This is a genomic window from Streptomyces sp. 2A115 (assembly GCF_052245575.1).
In the GTDB taxonomy this organism is placed as follows: Bacteria; Actinomycetota; Actinomycetes; order Streptomycetales; family Streptomycetaceae; genus Streptomyces.
In genome coordinates this window covers 130,437-149,573 of record NZ_JBQQCG010000007.1, presented here as the reverse complement: position 1 = coordinate 149,573, position 19,137 = coordinate 130,437, and the positions used below count along the sequence as shown (strand labels likewise).

The 19,137-nt window shown below is 70.5% G+C and carries 16 protein-coding genes and 1 tRNA gene; 13 read left to right on the top strand and 4 right to left on the bottom strand.

What is annotated here, in order from left to right; genetic code table 11:
• Positions 1-49 precede the first annotated feature (49 nt).
• Entirely contained in the window at positions 50-2,479 is a 2,430-nt protein-coding gene (locus ACTWQR_RS09175) for an SCO7613 C-terminal domain-containing membrane protein (protein WP_443226435.1), read from the bottom strand.
• An 81-nt stretch (positions 2,480-2,560) separates the two neighbouring features.
• Here ACTWQR_RS09175 and ACTWQR_RS09170 point away from each other — a divergent pair, with 81 nt between their 5' ends.
• Both ACTWQR_RS09170 and ACTWQR_RS09165 read left to right on the top strand, forming a co-directional pair.
• Positions 2,561-3,019: an SRPBCC family protein gene (locus ACTWQR_RS09170; protein ID WP_443226434.1), complete on the top strand. Its 459-nt coding sequence runs from the start codon at positions 2,561-2,563 to the stop codon at positions 3,017-3,019.
• Between the two features lie 39 nt (positions 3,020-3,058).
• Positions 3,059-3,130 (top strand) — tRNA-Val (locus ACTWQR_RS09165).
• A gap of 62 nt (positions 3,131-3,192) precedes the next feature.
• Here the strand turns inward: ACTWQR_RS09165 and ACTWQR_RS09160 are convergent.
• Positions 3,193-3,918 (bottom strand): 3'-5' exonuclease, encoded by a 726-nt coding sequence (locus ACTWQR_RS09160; protein WP_443226510.1) that lies wholly within the window; start codon positions 3,916-3,918, stop codon positions 3,193-3,195.
• A 168-nt stretch (positions 3,919-4,086) separates the two neighbouring features.
• On the opposite strand from ACTWQR_RS09160, the gene ACTWQR_RS09155 reads away from it, so the two are divergent.
• The 4 genes from ACTWQR_RS09155 to ACTWQR_RS09140 all read left to right on the top strand — a co-directional run bounded on the left by ACTWQR_RS09155 (position 4,087) and on the right by ACTWQR_RS09140 (position 8,641).
• A complete protein-coding gene (locus ACTWQR_RS09155) occupies positions 4,087-4,653 on the top strand; it encodes a DUF4365 domain-containing protein (protein ID WP_443226433.1) in 567 nt (188 codons plus the stop codon).
• A complete protein-coding gene (locus tag ACTWQR_RS09150; RefSeq protein WP_443226432.1) occupies positions 4,650-5,873 on the top strand; it encodes a hypothetical protein in 1,224 nt (407 codons plus the stop codon). The genes ACTWQR_RS09155 and ACTWQR_RS09150 overlap by 4 nt, the downstream gene beginning before the upstream one ends.
• Positions 5,874-5,987: 114 nt before the next feature.
• Positions 5,988-7,964, top strand: a complete 1,977-nt coding sequence (gene thrS, locus ACTWQR_RS09145) for a threonine--tRNA ligase (RefSeq protein ID WP_443226431.1) — start codon at positions 5,988-5,990, stop codon at positions 7,962-7,964.
• A gap of 116 nt (positions 7,965-8,080) precedes the next feature.
• On the top strand, positions 8,081-8,641 hold the full coding sequence (locus tag ACTWQR_RS09140) for an HIT family protein (RefSeq protein WP_443226430.1): 561 nt from the start codon (positions 8,081-8,083) through the stop codon (positions 8,639-8,641).
• Positions 8,642-8,797: 156 nt separating this feature from the next.
• On the opposite strand, the gene ACTWQR_RS09135 is transcribed toward ACTWQR_RS09140, so the two are convergent.
• Positions 8,798-10,492 carry a hypothetical protein gene (locus ACTWQR_RS09135; protein ID WP_443226429.1) on the bottom strand — a complete coding sequence of 565 codons (1,695 nt, stop codon included), beginning with the start codon at positions 10,490-10,492 and terminating at the stop codon, positions 8,798-8,800.
• A gap of 194 nt (positions 10,493-10,686) precedes the next feature.
• Complete coding sequence (locus tag ACTWQR_RS09130; RefSeq protein ID WP_443226428.1) at positions 10,687-12,885, bottom strand: elongation factor G-like protein EF-G2; 2,199 nt, start codon at positions 12,883-12,885, stop codon at positions 10,687-10,689.
• A 234-nt stretch (positions 12,886-13,119) separates the two neighbouring features.
• Here ACTWQR_RS09130 and pgsA point away from each other — a divergent pair, with 234 nt between their 5' ends.
• From pgsA to pdxT, 7 genes are all read left to right on the top strand, one after another.
• Positions 13,120-13,926 carry a phosphatidylinositol phosphate synthase gene (pgsA, locus tag ACTWQR_RS09125; protein ID WP_443226509.1) on the top strand — a complete coding sequence of 269 codons (807 nt, stop codon included), beginning with the start codon at positions 13,120-13,122 and terminating at the stop codon, positions 13,924-13,926.
• Positions 13,923-14,876, top strand: a complete 954-nt coding sequence (locus tag ACTWQR_RS09120) for a phosphatidylinositol mannoside acyltransferase (protein WP_443226427.1) — start codon at positions 13,923-13,925, stop codon at positions 14,874-14,876. Before pgsA ends, ACTWQR_RS09120 begins: the two co-directional genes overlap by 4 nt.
• On the top strand, positions 14,873-16,042 hold the full coding sequence (locus tag ACTWQR_RS09115; protein ID WP_443226426.1) for a glycosyltransferase family 4 protein: 1,170 nt from the start codon (positions 14,873-14,875) through the stop codon (positions 16,040-16,042). Before ACTWQR_RS09120 ends, ACTWQR_RS09115 begins: the two co-directional genes overlap by 4 nt.
• Before the next feature lie 21 nt (positions 16,043-16,063).
• Positions 16,064-16,462, top strand: a complete 399-nt coding sequence (locus ACTWQR_RS09110) for a hypothetical protein (protein WP_443226425.1) — start codon at positions 16,064-16,066, stop codon at positions 16,460-16,462.
• 59 nt (positions 16,463-16,521) lie between these two features.
• On the top strand, positions 16,522-17,067 hold the full coding sequence (locus ACTWQR_RS09105) for a hypothetical protein (RefSeq protein ID WP_443226424.1): 546 nt from the start codon (positions 16,522-16,524) through the stop codon (positions 17,065-17,067).
• Between the two features lie 500 nt (positions 17,068-17,567).
• Positions 17,568-18,416 (top strand): pyridoxal 5'-phosphate synthase lyase subunit PdxS, encoded by an 849-nt coding sequence (pdxS, locus tag ACTWQR_RS09100; RefSeq protein WP_246575212.1) that lies wholly within the window; start codon positions 17,568-17,570, stop codon positions 18,414-18,416.
• 108 nt (positions 18,417-18,524) lie between these two features.
• A complete protein-coding gene (gene pdxT, locus ACTWQR_RS09095) occupies positions 18,525-19,133 on the top strand; it encodes a pyridoxal 5'-phosphate synthase glutaminase subunit PdxT (protein ID WP_443226423.1) in 609 nt (202 codons plus the stop codon).
• Positions 19,134-19,137: the final 4 nt, after the last annotated feature.

Here is a 19,137-nt window from a genome sequence, read left to right as displayed (position 1 = left end):
CGGCGTAGCCGCACGTCGATACAGCATCACCGTTCTTCCGGCGGAGCGCTTAGCGCAGCTTCCCCAGCACCTCCCGCACGCGCCGCGCGTCGCGGATCCGCTGCTCGTACGTCGCGCCGAGCGCGAGCAGCAGCAGACCGGCGAGCGCGGGCGGCAGCCAGCGGGGGAGTGCGCCGGCCAACTGGACGAGGTACGGGGCGAGTTCGTGCAGCGCGTCCAGGACGAGCACGGTTCCGCCGAGCGTGAGCGGCGCCTGGAGCCGGTGCCGGGCGCCCACAAGGGTGACCAGGAGCGCCGCTGTGCCGAGCAGTAGCGGGCGCGGCCAGTCCGGATCGCTCCATGCCGCGAGAAGGCTCGGCACCATCGTCACGGACAGACCGGCTCCGTACGCCGCCCAGGACGAGGCCTGCGCGTCGCGCCTCCGGCGGACGAACCCGACGACCAGCGCCGGCACCGTCACCGGCAGCGTGTACGCCTCCGGTGAGCCGACCTCCCAGGACGCCAGGCGGACCCAGGTGGCCAGCACGAACAGGGCCCCCGCCGCGTAGGCCACCTGCCGACGGTCCGGCCGGACGGCCGTCCCCGCGGCGATCGCGCCGCACAGGGCCAGGACGAGAGCGAGCGCGGCCGGTTCCGCGACCGCGAGGCCGATGGCCACCGAACCGGCCATGGCTCCCGTGACCTCGACGGACATCGTCAGCGCGGCGTCCTTGAGCCGGGCCGCGAACAGCGCCGCCGCAGTCGGCACCAGCAGGACGAGCAGCGCGATGTGGTGCGGCTCCCAGTCCAGCGAAGCCCCTGTGGCGCAGGCGAGCGCGGTGGCGTACGCGAGCGACGCCGCGGCCGAAGCAGGGCGGAGCGGCTGCTTCTGCCAGGCGGCGGCCGCCGCGAACAGGGCGGTGAGGCTCGCCAGGACGGCGAGGGTCGCCGCTTCGGCGGGCAGGGAGAGGGCGACGAGGTGGAGAGAGGCGAGGAGCGCCAGACACAGGGCGGTTGGGGGAAGAGGCGAGGGCTGGTCGTCCGTCGGCCGTGCGTACGCCGCTGCCGTCAGCGCTGCCACCGTTGCGACGCCGTCCATCAACAAGGCCGCCGAATAAGGGAGTTCGAGTGTGGCGGGCAGAACGACGACCGTGGCCCAGGCCAGCGTCAGCGCGCCACTCAACAAGGGGCGACGAGAAGAGCCTCGGAACGCCAGCGCCAGGACCACTGCGACCGTGGCCAGTACCAGAGGAGCCGTCTCCGAGATCGGCGGCCAGGGCGTGGTGACCGTCACCGCGTCCCGCGCGTCCGAGGGAGCCCCGGACCAGACACGTGGCATCCAGCCGGCCGGGCCCAGGAACACCGCCGTGACGAGGGGGAGGGTCCACGCCAGAGCGAGGGCCTGCACACAGGCGGAGGAGCACCAGAGGCCACGGCGTACGGACTCCGGCAGCCAGGTGCCCCGTACGGCCAACAGTGCGACGCCGCACGCCAGGTAGCCCGGAACCGTCCACGCGTCGGGCAGCACCGAGCGAAGGACGCCCCCGGCCCCGGCGACGGCGATCAGACCGCCGGCCAGCGCGATCCCGGGGGCCGCCTTCGCGTCGCGCGCCCGCCACGCCGCCCCCAGCGCGATCGCCGCGGCGAAGGCGAGGAGCGCCGCCGCACGGGCGGCGGCGCTCGGTCCTGTGGCCTCCGATGAAAGCCATCCGGCGGTCAGCACGCCCAAGGCGCCCGTCCCGTAGGCGCCGACGGCGGCGACGACCCGGACGGACCGCGCGGACGCCCGGAGCGCCACCACCGCGTCGAACGCGGCCGTCACCAGCAGCGCCGCGGTGATCGTGTGATCGCCCGCGCCGGCCGCCACCGCCCAGAGAAACAGCGGGAGTTGGGCCGTCGCCATGGCCGCGGGGAGTGGTAGACGCAGGGTGTCGAGGGAGAGTCCGTACGCCGCCCACAGCACGGCCAGGAGCGCGGATGCCGCAGCCGCGAACCCGCCGCCGTCCACGTTCGGGAAGGCGACCTCGTGCAGGGCGTAGGCGTCGAGGACCGTCAGTGCGAGGCCGAGGCCCGCCACCGACTCGGCCGTCGAGCGGAGTCCGCGCTTCAGGAGCGGTACGGGCGCGGCGAGCGCGGCCAGGGTGACCCCGCCGAGTACCGCGGCCCGCCCGGCGATCCCCAGGTGCCCCCAGCTGACCAGCGTGAACGCGATCGCCGCGATGGTCAGCAGGACGCCGCCGAGCACGAGCAGCACATTCTGGACACCGGGAGCGGTGGCCTCGGGCTGCCGGGGGTGAGGGGCGGGCGTCCACGCGGCCGCCCGCACTGGCGCGGGTGCCTGGGCCTGGAGAACGCCGAGCAGCCAGGTCCGACGGGCCAGCAACTGGGCCCTGCGTGCGTCCAGTTGCCACAGCTCGTGGTCGAGGATCCGCAACTCCTCGGCCGGCGGCGGAATGTTCGTCATGCTCCGGAGTGTGGTCCAGCTCACGTCGTATGGCATGAGCGCACATACTCAGGGCGTACTCAGATCAGGGCGTACCCACATCCCCCACGGCGGGCCGCGGACCGGCAGACTCGGCACATGGACTGGACGCATTACCGCTTCCGCAGCCTCTGGGCCCTCGCCGCGCCCCTCGGCGACGTCTACGACGCACTGGCCGACGCCGAGCGCTATCCGCGCTGGTGGCCGCAGGTACGCGAGGTGACCCCGCTCGACGAGCGCAGCGGTGTCGTCCGTATCCGCTCGGTGCTTCCGTACGACCTCGTGTTCACGGCGCGGGAGGTGCGCCGCGATCCGGCGGCCGGGATCCTGGAGATCACGATGACGGGTGACGTGAACGGTTGGGCGCGATGGACCCTCGCGGCCGGCGGACCCGGGACGCGCGCCCGCTACGACCAGGAAGTCCACGTGGCCAAGCCCCTGCTGCGGCGGCTCGCCGTGCCGGGACGGCCCGTGTTCCGCGTCAACCACACACTGATGATGCGGGCGGGGCGGCGCGGACTCGTCGCCTACCTTCGTGGGAACCGTGAAGCGGTTTGAAGGAAACGCGCCGGGACCTGTATTGTTCGGTGCGTTCCCGGGCGATTAGCTCAGTGGGAGAGCGCTTCGTTCACACCGAAGAGGTCACTGGTTCGAACCCAGTATCGCCCACCGGGAAAGGCCGGTCCGTCACAGACGGACCGGCTTTTTGTATGGCCTTCGTGTCTCACGGCTCAAGCAGCCGCCGAGAGTTCGGGGCGCAGGGGCCAGGCCGGATCGACCGCTTCCTCCGTGCCACTGCGTGCGAACCACGCCTGCAGTCCGCGCGCCTGCGCCGCATGCCAGACGGCCTGCAGCGTGTGCAGTTCGGCCGCTGAGAGCCGCTCCAGGCGGGCGGCGAAATGGCGCCCGACCGCCCGTACGACATCCAGTGAGGCCCGTGCGTCGGCCGCCGCGTCATGCGCTCCGTTCAGCTCCACGCCGTAGTGCGCGCAGAGATCGGTGAGCGTGCGACGGCCCTTTCGGTAGCGGTCCAGGTGTTTGTCGAGGACGCGCGGATCGAGGACGCGCAGAGGCACGGTCTCGAACCAGTGGTCCAGGGAAGACGCCCGGTGCCGGCGCAACTCCCGGTCCAGGAGCGTCAGATCAAAAGGTGCGTTCATTACCACCAGCGGGCGTCCCGCCGCGCTCTGCTCGGCCAGCTCCCTGGCTATCTCGTCCACCACCGGGGACGGCCAGCGGCCGTTGAGCTGCAGAAACTCCTCCGTCAGCCCGTGCACCGCCGTCGCCGCCTCAGGCACCGGCACTCCCGGATTCACCAGCCAGCTCCGCACGCGCGGGCGGCTGCCGGGAGCGTCCTGGACGACGACGGCGGCCGACACGATCCGGTCGGTTTCCACGTCGACACCCGTCGTCTCCGTGTCGAACGCGGCCAAGGGGCCCTCGTACCAGCACGTCATACGCATACAACTCCTCGTTCACCTTCGGCAGTTGACGCGCCGTCCCCTGCCCTATTTGTGATACCCGGGCTGTTTGCGCCGTACGCCGGAAGGAGACAACAGAGGTACGGGTCTTTGCAGTTCAGCGGCCCGTCACGGGGATTCACCTGATTCGGAAGGCTGTTGGACATGGCGCTAGCGCAGCCCGAGCAGGGCGGGCTGCTGCCCCAGCGGACGGCACCGCATCGTGGCTCGCTGGCCACCACCGCCTGCATGGAGACACTGCAGGTCGGCTATCTGCACGCGGTCGCGGCGGCAGCGGGCTGCTCCCTGTCCCAGCCTTTTCCGGACAACGGCATCGACTGGCACGTCAGCCACAGCGCCCCCGGGCACACGGTCGACGACGAAGTCACCATCAAGGTGCAGCTCAAGTGCACGTACCAGATCCCGCCGAACCCCGCGGGCCCCGCGTTCTCCTTCACGCTCGACAACGCCCACCTGGAGAAGCTGGCCCGCACCCCGGTCTCGGTGCACAAAATACTGGTCGTGATGCTCGTGCCCAGATCCCAGGACGACTGGCTGCGTGCCAGCCACGACCGCCTCGACCTGCGGCACTGCTGCTACTGGATCAACCTCGCCGGACACCGGATCACCGGCCGGCGCAGGACCACCGTGCGGATACCGACCTCGCGCATCTTCGACGACAGGGCGCTCTGCGAGATCATGACGCGGGTCGGTACGGGAGGCAGACCGTGACGCACCGCCCGATCGACGAACCGGTACGACCAGCCAGGCCCCACCCCGTCGAGACGTCGGGACTGTGGGACCAGCCGCCACGGCCCGACCGGGTCGACCCCGCCGTCCTCGGCGCGCTGCTGCACCGGCACGGCTGGCAGCGCCGCGGCGGAGCTCCCGGGCGGTACGGCCGCTGGACCCCACCCGGGCCCGGCGGCGCCGGCACCAGCCTGCTCGTGCCGGAGAACCGGGCCTTCCCGGACAGCGAAGACCTCCTCGGTGAGGCCCTCGTCGCGCTGTCCCGCAGCGGCTCGCCCTCCGCCCGCGACGTCCTGGTCGGCCTCGCCGTGCCCAGCGACGAGATCAGCTGGTGGCGCGACGTGCCGACCGGGCCGGTCGGTGTCGCGCAGTGGACCGTCGAGGAGCAACTCCGCTCGGCCGCCCGCCAGATGCTCCTCGCGGGCGCCCTCGCGGCACGCGCGCGTGCCGGCTATTACGGCGCACGCCACCGCAGGCCCGCCGCCGCGTCCCTGGAGAACGTGCTCGTCGGCGCCGCACCCGGCGGCCGGCGACTCACCGCGTTCGTGCCCGTCGCCACCGGCCGGCCGCTCGCCGTCCGCCTCCACCAGGCGTTGTTCGCGGCCCGCGAGGCCATCGACTACAAACGCGCCACCGGCGGCATGGACGCCTTCGACGGAGCAGTGGAGGCGGGCGTGAGTCACGAACTCACGGAGGCCTTGGTGACCCTCGTACGGGGCACGGAAGGCGCGAGGATCGCCGTCGAGTGGGCGCCTGCCGCCGGGGTGCCCGAGGGATGCGCGACGCCCGCCGAACCCGTCGAGTTCTCGCCCGGAGATCTGCCCGTGCTCCGCGAGGCCGGGGCCCGCTATCTGCGCGAGGAGCCGTCCGTCTCCGTGCGCATCACCGGAACCGTGGTGCGGATGCGCAGGTCCGAGCCGCGCGGCGACGGGAGCGTACGGCTGCGGGTCATCGCCGGGGCCGAGGTGCCGCACGTACGGATGACGCTCGACGAGGAGGCGTACCGGATAGCGGGGCACGCGCATCTGGTGGGGCTGCCGGTACGGGTGCACGGACGGCTGGAGAGCCGTGGGGGATTCCGGCGGCTGACCGGGGCGTCCGGGGTGGCGCCCGTGCAGGTGGACGAGGCGGAGCGGGACCGGCTGATGAAGTCGCTCCAGGAGAACCTCGACTTCTTCGAAGAGGCGTGCAGCGGGGACTGAGACGGGGTGATGTCCAACCGTTTCGCGGTCGGACCCCCGGGCTCGGTACGATCGCCTCTATCTATTGCGCGTGTAAGAGAAGATGCGCGCGCCCCTTGCAGGCAGGAGAGTCCGGTGTCAGACGTCCGTGTGATCATCCAACGCGATTCCGAGCGGGAAGAGCGCGTGGTGACGACGGGCACTACGGCGGCCGAGCTCTTCGCCGGTGAGCGCACCATCGTCGCGGCCCGGGTGGCGGGCGAGCTGAAGGACCTCGCGTACGAGGTGAAGGACGACGAGACCGTCGAGGCCGTCGAGATCTCCTCCGAGGACGGCCTCAACATCCTGCGGCACTCCACCGCGCACGTCATGGCGCAGGCCGTGCAGGAGTTGTTCCCCGAGGCCAAGCTGGGCATCGGCCCGCCGGTCAAGGACGGGTTCTACTACGACTTCGACGTCGAGAAGCCGTTCACGCCCGAGGATCTCAAGGCCATCGAGAAGAAGATGCAGGAGATCCAGAAGCGTGGGCAGCGCTTCTCCCGTCGTGTGGTCACCGACGAGGCGGCCCGCGCAGAGCTGGCTTCGGAGCCGTACAAGCTGGAACTCATCGGCATCAAGGGCTCCGCGTCCAGCGACGACGGCGCGGACGTCGAGGTGGGCTCCGGCGAGCTCACCATCTACGACAACCTCGACGCCAAGACCGGCGACCTGTGCTGGAAGGACCTCTGCCGGGGTCCCCACCTGCCGACCACCCGGAACATTCCGGCGTTCAAGCTGATGCGCAACGCCGCCGCCTACTGGCGCGGCAGCGAGAAGAACCCGATGCTCCAGCGCATCTACGGCACCGCGTGGCCGTCCAAGGAGGAGCTGAAGGCCCACCTGGAGTTCCTCGCCGAGGCCGAGAAGCGGGATCACCGGAAGCTCGGCAACGAGCTCGACCTGTTCTCCATCCCGGAGCAGATCGGCTCCGGCCTCGCCGTCTTCCACCCCAAGGGCGGCATCGTCCGCCGGGTCATGGAGGACTACTCGCGGCGCCGCCACGAGGAAGAGGGCTACGAGTTCGTCTACACCCCGCACGCCACCAAGGGGAAGCTCTTCGAGACCTCGGGCCACCTGGACTGGTACGCCGACGGCATGTACCCGCCCATGCAGCTCGACGAGGGCGTGGACTACTACCTCAAGCCCATGAACTGCCCGATGCACAACCTGATCTTCGACGCGCGCGGCCGCTCGTACCGTGAACTGCCGCTGCGGCTCTTCGAGTTCGGCACCGTGTACCGGTACGAGAAGTCGGGCGTCGTGCACGGTCTGACCCGGGCCCGGGGCTTCACGCAGGACGACGCGCACATCTACTGCACGCGCGAGCAGATGGCCGAGGAGCTCGACCGGACGCTCACCTTCGTCCTCGGTCTGCTGCGCGACTACGGTCTGACCGACTTCTACCTGGAGCTGTCGACCAAGGACCCGGAGAAGTTCGTCGGCTCGGACGAGGCCTGGGAGGAGGCCACCGAGACGCTGCGGCAGGTGGCCGAGAAGCAGGGTCTGCCGCTGGTCCCGGACCCGGGCGGCGCCGCCTTCTACGGGCCGAAGATCTCCGTCCAGGCCAAGGACGCGATCGGCCGGACCTGGCAGATGTCGACCGTGCAGCTGGACTTCAACCTGCCGGAGCGGTTCGACCTGGAGTACACGGGCCCCGACGGCGCCAAGCAGCGTCCGGTCATGATCCACCGGGCCCTCTTCGGCTCGATCGAGCGGTTCTTCGCGGTGCTCCTCGAGCACTACGCGGGCGCGTTCCCGGCGTGGCTGGCGCCCGTGCAGGCGGTGGGCATCCCGATCGGTGACGCACACGTGGACTACCTGCAGAAGTTCGCCGCCGACGCGAAGAAGCAGGGACTGCGCGTCGAGGTCGACTCGTCCTCCGACCGCATGCAGAAGAAGATCCGCAACGCCCAGAAGCAGAAGGTCCCCTTCATGGTCATCGCGGGCGACGAGGACATGGCCAACGGTGCCGTCTCCTTCCGCTACCGCGACGGCTCCCAGGAGAACGGCATCCCCCTCGACGAGGCCATCGAGAAGATCGCGAAGGTGGTCGAGGAGCGGGTACAGGTCTGATCCGTACCTGAGCGTCTGACCTGTACGTGGCTGTAGGCCCCCGGAGAGCCCCTCTCCCCGGGGGCCTTGCGCTGTCCTCACCTACCCGGGGACACCCCGCGAACAGGCGAAGCCATATGCTGCACCACATGACGAGTGAGCCGGAGCAGCAGATCGGAGTCGGAACACGGGACGCTTTCCAGCGCCTGTGGACGCCCCACCGGATGGCTTACATCCAGGGTGAGAACAAGCCGACCGGTCCGGGGGCCGACGACGGCTGCCCGTTCTGCTCGATCCCGGCGAAATCCGACGAGGACGGGCTGATCATCAAGCGTGGTGAGCAGGTCTACGCGGTGCTCAACCTGTACCCGTACAACGGTGGGCACCTGATGGTCGTGCCCTACCGGCACGTCGCGGACTACACCGACCTGACCGCGCCGGAGACCGCGGAACTCGGCGAGCTGACGAAGCAGGCGATGGTGGCCCTGCGCGCCGCCTCCGGCGCGCAGGGCTTCAACATCGGCATGAACCAGGGCGGGGTCGCGGGTGCGGGGATCGCTGCGCACCTTCACCAGCACGTTGTTCCTCGCTGGGGCGGGGACACGAACTTCATGCCGGTGGTCGGTCACACGCGGGTGTTGCCCCAACTCCTTGCGGACACCCGGAAGATGCTCGCGGAGGCTTGGCCGACGACCTGAGCCCCGTAAGGGACTCGGGGCTGTGGCATCACGCGGTTCTGCCGCGATGGGGGTCCCCTCGCTCATGGGGGTCCCCCGCTCGAGCGAAGCCGAGAGTGGGGGAGCGACCAGCCCCCCCCCCACGACCCGAACGTCGTCCGCCGAGCCGCCGGAGGCCTACGCGTCGTACAGGTCCGCCTTCCTCGGTGTCGGGTCCTGGACCGATGTGCTGAGGAAGGACGAGCGGTTGCCGAACTTCTCCGTGTCCACGTTGTGGGCATCGAGGAAGTCGATGACCGCCGAGTGCACCACGCGGAGTACGGGAGTCGCGGTGCGCAGCACGTCGTCGGTCATGAAGCGGTGCCGCCAGGGCTGGTCGGCCCAGGCGTGGCGCAGTCCGAAAGGCTCGGGGAGCGTCAGTGAGCCGCCGAGCCAGTTGAGGAGCGGCGGATACCAGGTAAGAGGGGCGCGAGCCGCGAGGCGGACCACTTCGTCGCTGTCGACCAGCGGAAGCTTCACCTTGCGGGTCTCCCAGAACTTGACCGGCTTGGCGACTTCCTTCTCCTTGGCTTCCGGTTTGCTCGTGAAGAGAGGGTTCACCGGGCCCAGGGCATGGCCGGTCAGCTCGATGCGCAGGGTCTCGTGCAGCACGGTCACGGTGATGAGCATCGTGATGACCAACTGGCCGTCCCAGAGCGTCCACTGGACGCCCAGGTAGTGCCGGTCGCCGCTGCCGAACTGCTGTGTGTTGCAGACGTCCTTTATCTGCTTCACGTTGATCTGGTGCGCCGTGCTGCCGCCGGGACGGGAGACCGCCTTGGCGTTCTGCCCGATGGGCGTGACGATCCAGTGCCGTATGTCCGGTGCCGGGAAACCGCCCGTGGACAGTGGGCTCTTGCTGAGCTTCCCCAGCTCCCGCTCGATGGCGCTCGCGACGTCGAAACTCTGGAACTTGGGGACCTCTGGAGGCGGCACCAGGTGCTTTGCCATCTCCGCGGACAGTGTTCCCAGGTTCTGCACCTGTTTCGACGGGTTCGGAATCAGATCCTCGGCGAGATGCCAGTTGCCCCAGCGCGTACCCATGCCGAGGATGCCCTTGGGGCCGGCGTAGAAGACCGAGTTCGACCGCTGTTCGGCTCTCAGCTCGCTGAATGCCTGGCGCAGCCGCTCGGCCGCGGTGTCGCCGGGACTGCTGGGAACCGCTTCCGGGACCCTGACGCCGACGGTGCCGCCCGAGAGGAGACCGTTCCAGCGCCCCCGCAGGTCCTTCGCCGTGCGTTCGCAGATCTGCTTCGCCCACAGCCAGCCGACGACCGGGGCGACGATCGCGGCGCGCGCGTACCAGGCCCAGAAGCCGGTGAAGGGCATGCGGATCAGGAAGATCACGGCCAGCGCGCCCACGGCGACGAGCAGGGTGGTGGCGAGGGCGGAGGCCCGCTTGTCCTCGCGCTTGGCGATGGTGGTCCGTATCTGGAAGACCAGCAGCCAGACGAGGAGCCCGGGCAGGAAGGCCAGGCCGCACAGCACCATCACGGCCGTGAGCCGGTTGTCGCGCTCCCTGCGGAGGCGGTTCGCCGCCATGCAGTGTTCGACGACCATCTGCGGTTCCATGCCGAAGGACTGGATGACCGGCTTCCGGCCGACCCCCAGCATGCGGCCCACCACGGCCTGGGAGTAGGCCTCGCCGAGGTTGGGCCGGAAGATCGTCGCCCACTTGCGGCTCGGCTTGACGGTCGACTCGTGCCACTCGTTGTTGGCCTCGAGGATCTTCTCTGCCTCGTCGTCCCGGTAGGCCGCCGAGGCCAGGGCGAACGTCGCCATCTCGTCCGAGCCCGAACGAGGGACCTCCGGCCCGATATCGCCAAAAGACATTGCCGCCCCCATCGCCGCAGTACCCGCTTCTGCGGCCTTCCCGACTTCCTTGCCCCGCACACCTGTTGAGCAGGTCAGGTGCTGATCGAGTGACAACTTGATCAGGTCATCAGGGTATCCGCAGGCACCGACATTCGTCGGCGGACGGCCCAGAAGGCGTCCGCCGACGGGAGTCGGGCGCGACGTCGGTGCAACTACGAGGCGTCCTGCGTCTGTTCGCGGATCTTCTCGGCCAACTGCGGCGGCATCGGCTCGTGCCGGGCGTATTTCCGGCTGAAGCGCGCGGTGCCGTGCGAGATGGAGCGCAGATCGACCGCGTACCGACCGATCTCGATCTCGGGGACCTCGGCCCGGACAAGGGTCCGGCCGCCGCCCGCCTGCTCGGTGCCGACGACGCGGCCGCGCCGTCCCGACAGGTCGCTCATCACGGCGCCCACGTACTCGTCGCCGACCATGACCGTCACCTCGGCGACGGGCTCCAGGAGATGGATCCGGGCGTCGGCCGCCGCCTCCCGCAGGGCCAGTGCGCCGGCGGTCTGGAACGCGGCGTCCGAGGAGTCCACCGAGTGCGACTTGCCATCGAGCAGCGTGACCCGTACGTCGACGAGCCCGTAGCCCGCGGCCACCCCCTTGGTGGCCTGGGCGCGTATGCCCTTCTCGACGGACGGGATGAACTGCCGGGGCACGGCGCCGCCGACGACCTTGTCGACGAACTCGATGCCCGAGCCGTTCGGCAGCGGTTCGACCTCGATCTCGCAGATCGCGTACTGCCCGTGCCCGCCGGACTGCTTCACATGGCGGCCGCGCCCGGCGGACTTGGCGGCGAACGTCTCCCGTAGGGAGACCTTGTGCGGTACGACGTCGACCTGGACGCCGTAGCGATTGCGCAGCCGCTCCAGGGCGACGTCCGCGTGGGCCTCGCCGAGGCACCACAGGACCACCTGGTGGGTGTCCTGGTTCTGTTCGAGGCGCATCGTCGGGTCCTCGGCGACCAGTCGGCTCAGGCCCTGTGAGAGCTTGTCCTCGTCCGCCTTGCTGTGCGCCTGGATGGCGAGCGGCAGCAGCGGGTCGGGCATCTCCCACGGTTCCATGAGCAGCGGGTCGTCCTTGGCCGAGAGCGTGTCTCCGGTCTCGGCGCGGTTGAGTTTGGCCACGCAGGCGAGGTCGCCCGCGATGGCGTGCGTGAGGGTGCGCTGCTGCTTGCCGAACGGCGCGGACAGGGCGCCGATGCGTTCGTCGACGTCGTGGTCCTCGTGGCCGCGGTCGGAGAGACCGTGCCCGGAGACGTGCACGGTCTCGTCGGGCCGCAGCGTTCCGGAGAACACGCGGACCATCGACACCCGGCCCACGTACGGGTCGGACGCGGTCTTCACGACCTCGGCGACCAGCGGCCCGTTCGGGTCGCAGGCCTTGACCCGGCGGGCCTTGCCGTCCGGCGTGGTGACCGTCGGAGCCTCGCGCTCCAGGGGGGTCGGGAAGCCGCCGGTGACGAGTTCGAGGAGCTCCACCGTGCCGAGGCCCTGGCGGGCTCCCTCGGCCGCCGGAGCGGCTGCCAGCACCGGGAAGAAGACCCCGCGTGCCACGGCCCGCTCCAGGTCCTGCACGAGGGTCTTGTAGTCGATCTCCTCGCCGCCGAGGTAGCGGTCCATGAGGGTCTCGTCCTCGCTCTCGGCGATGATGCCCTCGATCAGCCGGTTGCGGGCCTCCTCGATGAGCGGCAGCTGGTCGGGGACCGGCTCGGACTCCTTTCGCTCCCCGGAGGAGTAGTCGAACAACCGCTGCGAGAGCAGCCCGATCAGGCCGGTCACCGGCGCGTGCCCGTCCGGCCCCTGCGGGCCGTGCAGCGGCAGATACAGCGGGAGTACGGCGTCGGGGTCCTCGGCGCCGAACGCCTCCGCGCAGATCCGTGTCATCTCGTCGAAGTCGGCCCTGGCCGCCTCCAGGTGCGTGATCACGATCGCCCGCGGCATGCCGACCGCCGCGCACTCCTCCCACACCATGCGGGTCGAGCCGTCCACCCCGTCCGAGGCCGAGACGACGAAAAGGGCCGCGTCCGCCGCTCGCAGACCGGCCCTCAGCTCCCCGACGAAGTCGGCGTATCCGGGAGTGTCCAGAATGTTGATCTTGTACCCGCCCCATTCGACGGGAACGAGGGAGAGCTGCACCGAGCGTTGCTGCCGGTGCTCGATCTCGTCGTAGTCGGAGACGGTGCCGCCGTCCTCCACGCGGCCCGCCCGGTTCACTGCTCCCGCTGTGAGCGCGAGAGCTTCCACCAGAGTGGTCTTGCCCGATCCGCTGTGGCCGACCAGCACCACATTCCGTACGGACGCGGGGTGGTCGGCCGCTGTAGCCCTGCCGGCGGCTCCGGGGTGTGCGTTCGCCTTGTCGCCCATGGCCTTGCCTCCCGTGCACGGTGAGGTCACTGTGGGCGCGGACACGCGGCGCCGCGTGCGGTGGCGGCTCCGACGACGCCCGCGGTGTCCTTCGAGCTTTGCACTCGTGTCACGGTGCGTCCATACGGCGGACGTGATCCCGCCGTCTCCCGGTGTCATCGGCTCCCGGATGTCATCAGGCCGTGACCCGGGGCGCGGGTGCCCGACCGTCGCACACGCGCACGCGTGGCTACGATGGGCCAGCCGGTGGCCAGCAGGGGCCGCGCGGCCACACCGACCGTCGGGAAGGCCATGCTGAACAAGTACGCGCGTGCATTCTTCACGCGTGTCCTCACACCGTTCGCCGCGTTTCTCATCCGCCGGGGGGTAAGCCCCGACACGGTCACCCTCCTGGGTACGGCCGGAGTGGTGGTGGGCGCGCTGGTCTTCTTCCCCATGGGGGAGTTCTTCTGGGGCACGATCGTCATCACGCTGTTCGTGTTCTCGGACCTCGTCGACGGCAACATGGCGCGCCAGTTGGGCCGCTCCAGCCGCTGGGGCGCCTTCCTCGACTCGACCCTCGACCGGGTCGCCGACAGCGCGGTCTTCGGCGGCTTCGCGCTCTGGTACGCGGGCAGCGGTGACGACAACGTCCTGTGCGCCGTCTCGATCTTCTGCCTGGCCAGCGGCCAGGTGGTGTCCTACACCAAGGCCCGCGGCGAGTCGATCGGCCTGCCCGTCGCCGTCAACGGACTCATCGAGCGCGCCGAGCGCCTGGTGATCTCGCTGGTCGCGGCCGGTCTCGCGGGCATGCACAAGTTCGGCGTGCCCGGCATCGACGTTCTGCTGCCCGTCGCGTTGTGGATCGTCGCCGTCGGCAGCCTCGTCACGTTGATCCAGCGCGTGGTCACGGTGCGCAGGGAATCCGCCGAGGCCGATGCCGCGGCCGCTGAGGAAAGCGCCGCGCAGAGCAGCCCTCAGAGCAGCCCCCAGAACAGCCCTCAGGGCAGCCCGCAGAACCGTCCGCAGAGCAGCTCGCAGAACAGCGAGGCCACGTCGTGAGCGGTCTCAAGGGCCATCTCACGTACGGGGTGTACGCCGCGGGCTGGGGAGCCGTCAAGAAGCTCCCCGAGCCCGTTGCCGTACGCCTGGGGCGGACCATCGCCGACATCGCCTGGAAGCGGCGTGGCAAGGGCGTACGACGCCTCGAATCGAACTACGCGCGCGTGCTGCCCGACGCGACCCCCGAGCGGCTCGCCGAGCTCTCCAGGGCGGGCATGCGCTCGTATCTGCGCTACTGGATGGAGTCCTTCCGGCTGCCCGCCTGGAGCAAGGAGCGCATCAAGGGCGGCTTCGACCCGAAGGACCTCCACTATCTGACCGAAGGGCTCGCCTCCGGCAAGGGCGTCATACTCGCGCTGCCGCACCTGGGCAACTGGGACCTCGCCGGCGCCTGGGTCACCACCAATCTGGAGACGCCCTTCACCACGGTCGCCGAGCGGCTCGAGCCCGCGAAGCTGTACGACCGGTTCGTCGCCTATCGCGAGAGCCTCGGCATGGAGGTCCTGCCGCACAGCGGCGGCACCGCGTTCGGCACGCTGGCCCGGCGGCTGCGCGACGGCGGCCTGGTCTGCCTGGTCGCGGAGCGCGATCTGTCCGCTTCGGGTGTCGAGGTGAAGTTCTTCGGTGAGGCCACGCGGATGCCGGCCGGTCCCGCGCTGCTCGCCCAGCAGACCGGCGCGCTGCTGCTCCCGGTGACGCTCTGGTACGACGAGTCGCCCGTGATGCGGGGTCGTGTCCATCCGCCCGTAGATGTCCCCGAGTCAGGTACCCGGGCCGAGAAGACGTCTGTCATGACGCAGGCGCTGGCCGACGCCTTCGCCACCGGGATCGCCGACCATCCGGAGGACTGGCACATGCTGCAGCGCTTGTGGCTCGCCGACCTGGAGCCCCGCTCCGGTCCGGCCGAAGGGGAGTCCCGTTCCGGGCCGCCCGATGGGGAGCGGCCGTGAGGATCGGCATCGTCTGCCCGTACTCCTGGGACGTGCCCGGAGGCGTCCAGTTCCACATCCGCGATCTGGCGGACCACCTCATCGGCCTCGGGCACTACGTGTCCGTCCTCGCCCCCGCCGATGACGAGACCCCTCTTCCGCCGTACGTCGTCTCGGCGGGCCGCGCGGTCCCGGTGCCCTACAACGGGTCGGTCGCGCGCCTCAACTTCGGGTTCCTGTCGGCCGCGCGGGTGCGGCGCTGGCTGCACGACGGCACGTTCGACGTGATCCACATCCACGAGCCCGCCTCGCCGTCCCTCGGTCTGCTGGCCTGTTGGGCCGCGCAGGGTCCGATCGTCGCGACCTTCCACACGTCGAACCCGCGGTCCCGGGCGATGATCGCCGCGTACCCGATCCTGCAGCCCGCGCTGGAGAAGATCAGCGCGCGGATCGCGGTGAGCGAGTACGCGCGGCGCACGCTCGTCGAGCACCTGGGCGGTGACGCCGTGGTCATCCCGAACGGCGTCGACGTCGACTTCTTCGCGAAGGTCGAGCCGAAGCCGGAGTGGCAGGGCGACACGATCGGCTTCATCGGCCGCATCGACGAGCCCCGCAAGGGCCTGCCCGTCCTCATGAAGGCTCTCCCGAAGATCCTCGCCGAGCGGCCGGGTACGCGGCTCCTGGTCGCCGGGCGCGGTGACGAGGAGGAGGCCGTCGAGACGCTTCCCGAGGAGCTGCGGTCGCGTGTCGAGTTCCTCGGCATGGTGAGCGACGAGGACAAGGCGCGGTTCCTGCGCAGCGTCGACCTGTACGTGGCGCCCAACACCGGCGGCGAGAGCTTCGGAATCATCCTGGTCGAGGCCATGTCGGCGGGCGCGCCCGTCCTCGCCTCCGACCTGGACGCCTTCGCTCAGGTCCTCGACCAGGGCGCGGCGGGCGAACTGTTCGCCAACGAGGACGCGGACGCGCTGGCCGCCTCGGCGCTGCGGCTCCTCGCCGACCCGAAGCGCCGGGCGGAACTGCGCGAGCGGGGGAGCGCCCACGTACGGCGCTTCGACTGGTCGACGGTCGGGGCGGACATCCTGTCCGTGTACGAGACGGTCACAGACGGGGCCGCGGCGGTCGCCGCCGACGAGCCCGACGAGCACGGTGGGCTGCTGGCGCGGTTCGGGCTGGCGCGCGACTGACGGATACGAGAGGGGCCCGTGGTGCGGGAACTGCGCAACGTACGGGAACTGCCGCAGGAGGGAGCCACGACGCCCCTGACGGCGGAGGAGGAGCTGCGCGTACGCGCGGTGTTCGTCGCCGACATCGGTGCGCGGCTGGTCCGCCAGGGGTGGGCGACCTTCCCGGCGTACACCCCGGAGGAGCGCATCCGGCTCTTCGCGGTGGCGCGGATGATCGAGGAGCGGCTGGGATGCCGCGTCGAGGCCGTGCCGGAGGACATCTGTTCCATGCGGTTCACGGTCACCGGGACCGATGATCCGGCGACGGATACGGCGGTGTCCGGGGCCGCTGACTCCGCGACGGCGCTGCCCGGAGCCGGTGGTTCCGCAGCGGCGGTGTCCGGCTCCGGGGCCGGGGATTCCGGGCGGCTCGCCGACTGATCCACGCCTGACCGAGGCCGCGACGGACGGCTCGGCCCGCCCCGGTAGCCTTGCCGCCCGTGACCTCCACACTGATCTGGATCGTGGTCGCCCTCGTGGCGATCGGCCTCTACCTGAGCTGGACCGCGGGCCGCCTCGACCGGCTGCACTCGCGCATCGACGCGGCGCGCGCCGCCCTCGACGCGCAACTGCTGCGACGCGCCTCGGTGGCACAGGAACTGGCCACCTCCGGAGTGCTCGACCCGGCCGCCTCGATCGTGCTCTACGAGGCGGCGCACGCGGCCCGGCAGGCCGAGGAGGAGCAGCGGGAGGTAGCCGAGAGCGACCTGAGCCAGGCGTTGCGGGCCGTCTTCGGAGAGGCCCCGCAGGTCGAGGCCGTACGGGAGGCTCCCGGCGGCGAGGCCGCCGCACGCGAACTCGCCCAGGCCGTGCGCCGGGTCCCGATGGCCCGGCGCTTCCACAACGACGCCGTGCGAGCGGCCCGCGCGCTGCGCCGCCACCGCAAGGTGCGTTGGTTCCGGCTGGCCGGACACGCGCCGTTCCCGCTGGCCTTCGAGATGGACGACGAGCCCCCGGCGGCGCTCGCGGACCGCCCGGGGACCTAGCGAAGCCAGGGCTTCTGATGGATCTCCGCGGCGTCGCGACGCCCGGCACGCTCCCCCACAGCCCTGGGGGGGTGGGGTGCCCCCACTCGCCGCACCGACAAAAGCCCAGGTAGCTCCTCCCACACTCTCGGCTTCGCTCGAGCGGGCGACCCCCGTCATGGACTTCTGCCCGGCACGCCGAGAGCACGTACCGAACGCCGCTCCTTCTCCCACGGAGATCCATCAGAAGCCCTCTTGGCCACGCGCGCGTGGACCCCGAATAAGGTCCCCGAAGACCCGGAGAAAAGTTCTCTGACCACGGAAAACGCGCACGTGGGCCCCGAAAATGAGCCACCGCCTCCTCATTGGCCCTTGCTGTGGCCTGGTTCCCGGGCGTTTCCTCGGTACCTGCAGAAGCCTTCTTTTTCACCGAGTGAGGTCAATCCGTGTCCAGCACGCTCTCCAACCCCGCCCAGCCCACCGACACCACTGCCACCGGCACCGCGCGCGTGAAGCGCGGCATGGCCGAGCAGCTCAAGGGCGGCGTGATCATGGACGTCGTCACGCCGGAGCAGGCGAAGATCGCCGAGGACGCGGGCGCCGTCGCCGTCATGGCCCTGGAGCGGGTCCCCGCCGACATCCGCAAGGACGGCGGAGTGGCGCGCATGTCCGACCCGGACATGATCGAGGGCATCATCGAGGCCGTCTCCATCCCGGTGATGGCCAAGTCGCGCATCGGCCACTTCGTCGAGGCCCAGGTCCTGCAGTCCCTCGGCGTCGACTACATCGACGAGTCCGAGGTCCTCACCCCGGCCGACGAGGTCAACCACTCCGACAAGTGGGCCTTCACCACCCCCTTCGTCTGCGGTGCCACCAACCTCGGCGAGGCCCTGCGCCGCATAGCCGAGGGCGCCGCGATGATCCGCTCCAAGGGCGAGGCCGGCACCGGGAACGTCGTCGAGGCCGTCCGGCACCTGCGCCAGATCAAGAACGAGATCGCCCGGCTGCGCGGCTACGACAACAACGAGCTGTACGCCGCCGCCAAGGAGCTGCGCGCCCCGTACGAGATCGTCAAGGAGGTCGCCGAGCTCGGCAAGCTGCCGGTGGTCCTCTTCTCCGCCGGTGGCGTCGCCACTCCCGCCGACGCGGCCCTGATGCGCCAGCTCGGCGCCGAGGGCGTCTTCGTCGGCTCCGGCATCTTCAAGTCGGGCGACCCGGCCAAGCGCGCGGCCGCCATCGTGAAGGCCACCACCTTCTACGACGACCCCAAGATCATCGCCGAAGCGTCGCGCAACCTGGGCGAGGCCATGGTCGGCATCAACTGCGACACCCTCCCCGAGGCGGAGCGCTACGCGAACCGCGGCTGGTAGGCATCCGTCAACCGCGGGCATCCGTCAACCGCGGCTGGGGGCCACCCGTCCGCGGCTGAGCGCCGCCCGTCGTCAGCATCCCTACGTAACAAGGCAGGCACTGCGTAGATGAGCAACATCCCCGTCATAGGCGTCCTGGCCCTCCAGGGCGACGTACGGGAGCACCTCATCGCCCTGGCCTCGGCGGACGCCGCGGCCAGGCCGGTGCGGCGCCCCGAGGAACTCGCCGAGGTCGACGGACTCGTCATCCCCGGCGGCGAGTCCACCACCATCTCCAAACTGGCCGTCCTCTTCGGCCTGATGGAACCCCTCCGCGCGCGCGTGCGGGCCGGAATGCCCGTCTACGGCACCTGCGCCGGCATGATCATGCTCGCCGACAAGATCCTCGACCCGCGCTCGGGCCAGGAGACGATCGGCGGCATCGACATGATCGTGCGCCGCAACGCCTTCGGACGGCAGAACGAATCCTTCGAAGCGGCGGTCGACGTGAAGGGCGTCGAGGGCGATGCTGTAGAGGGCCTCTTCATCCGCGCCCCCTGGGTCGAGTCGGTGGGTGCCGAGGCCGAGGTGCTGGCGGAGCACGGCGGTCACATCGTCGCCGTCCGCCAGGGCAACGCGCTCGCCACGTCGTTCCACCCGGAACTGACCGGCGACCACCGCGTGCACTCCCTGTTCGTCGACATGGTGCGCGCGAACCGGGCAGCGGAGTCCTTGTAGGATC

Excerpts from the sequence above, each read along its gene's own strand:
- ACTWQR_RS09175 (WP_443226435.1), bottom strand. The coding sequence starts at position 2,479 with ATGCCATACGACGTGAGCTGGACCACACTCCGGAGCATGACGAACATT.
- ACTWQR_RS09170 (WP_443226434.1), top strand. The coding sequence starts at position 2,561 with ATGGACTGGACGCATTACCGCTTCCGCAGCCTCTGGGCCCTCGCCGCG.
- ACTWQR_RS09160 (WP_443226510.1), bottom strand. The coding sequence starts at position 3,918 with ATGACGTGCTGGTACGAGGGCCCCTTGGCCGCGTTCGACACGGAGACG.
- ACTWQR_RS09155 (WP_443226433.1), top strand. The coding sequence starts at position 4,087 with ATGGCGCTAGCGCAGCCCGAGCAGGGCGGGCTGCTGCCCCAGCGGACG.
- ACTWQR_RS09140 (WP_443226430.1), top strand. The coding sequence starts at position 8,081 with ATGCTGCACCACATGACGAGTGAGCCGGAGCAGCAGATCGGAGTCGGA.
- ACTWQR_RS09135 (WP_443226429.1), bottom strand. The coding sequence starts at position 10,492 with ATGTCTTTTGGCGATATCGGGCCGGAGGTCCCTCGTTCGGGCTCGGAC.
- ACTWQR_RS09130 (WP_443226428.1), bottom strand. The coding sequence starts at position 12,885 with ATGGGCGACAAGGCGAACGCACACCCCGGAGCCGCCGGCAGGGCTACA.
- pgsA (WP_443226509.1), top strand. The coding sequence starts at position 13,120 with ATGGGCCAGCCGGTGGCCAGCAGGGGCCGCGCGGCCACACCGACCGTC.
- pdxS (WP_246575212.1), top strand. The coding sequence starts at position 17,568 with ATGGCCGAGCAGCTCAAGGGCGGCGTGATCATGGACGTCGTCACGCCG.
- pdxT (WP_443226423.1), top strand. The coding sequence starts at position 18,525 with ATGAGCAACATCCCCGTCATAGGCGTCCTGGCCCTCCAGGGCGACGTA.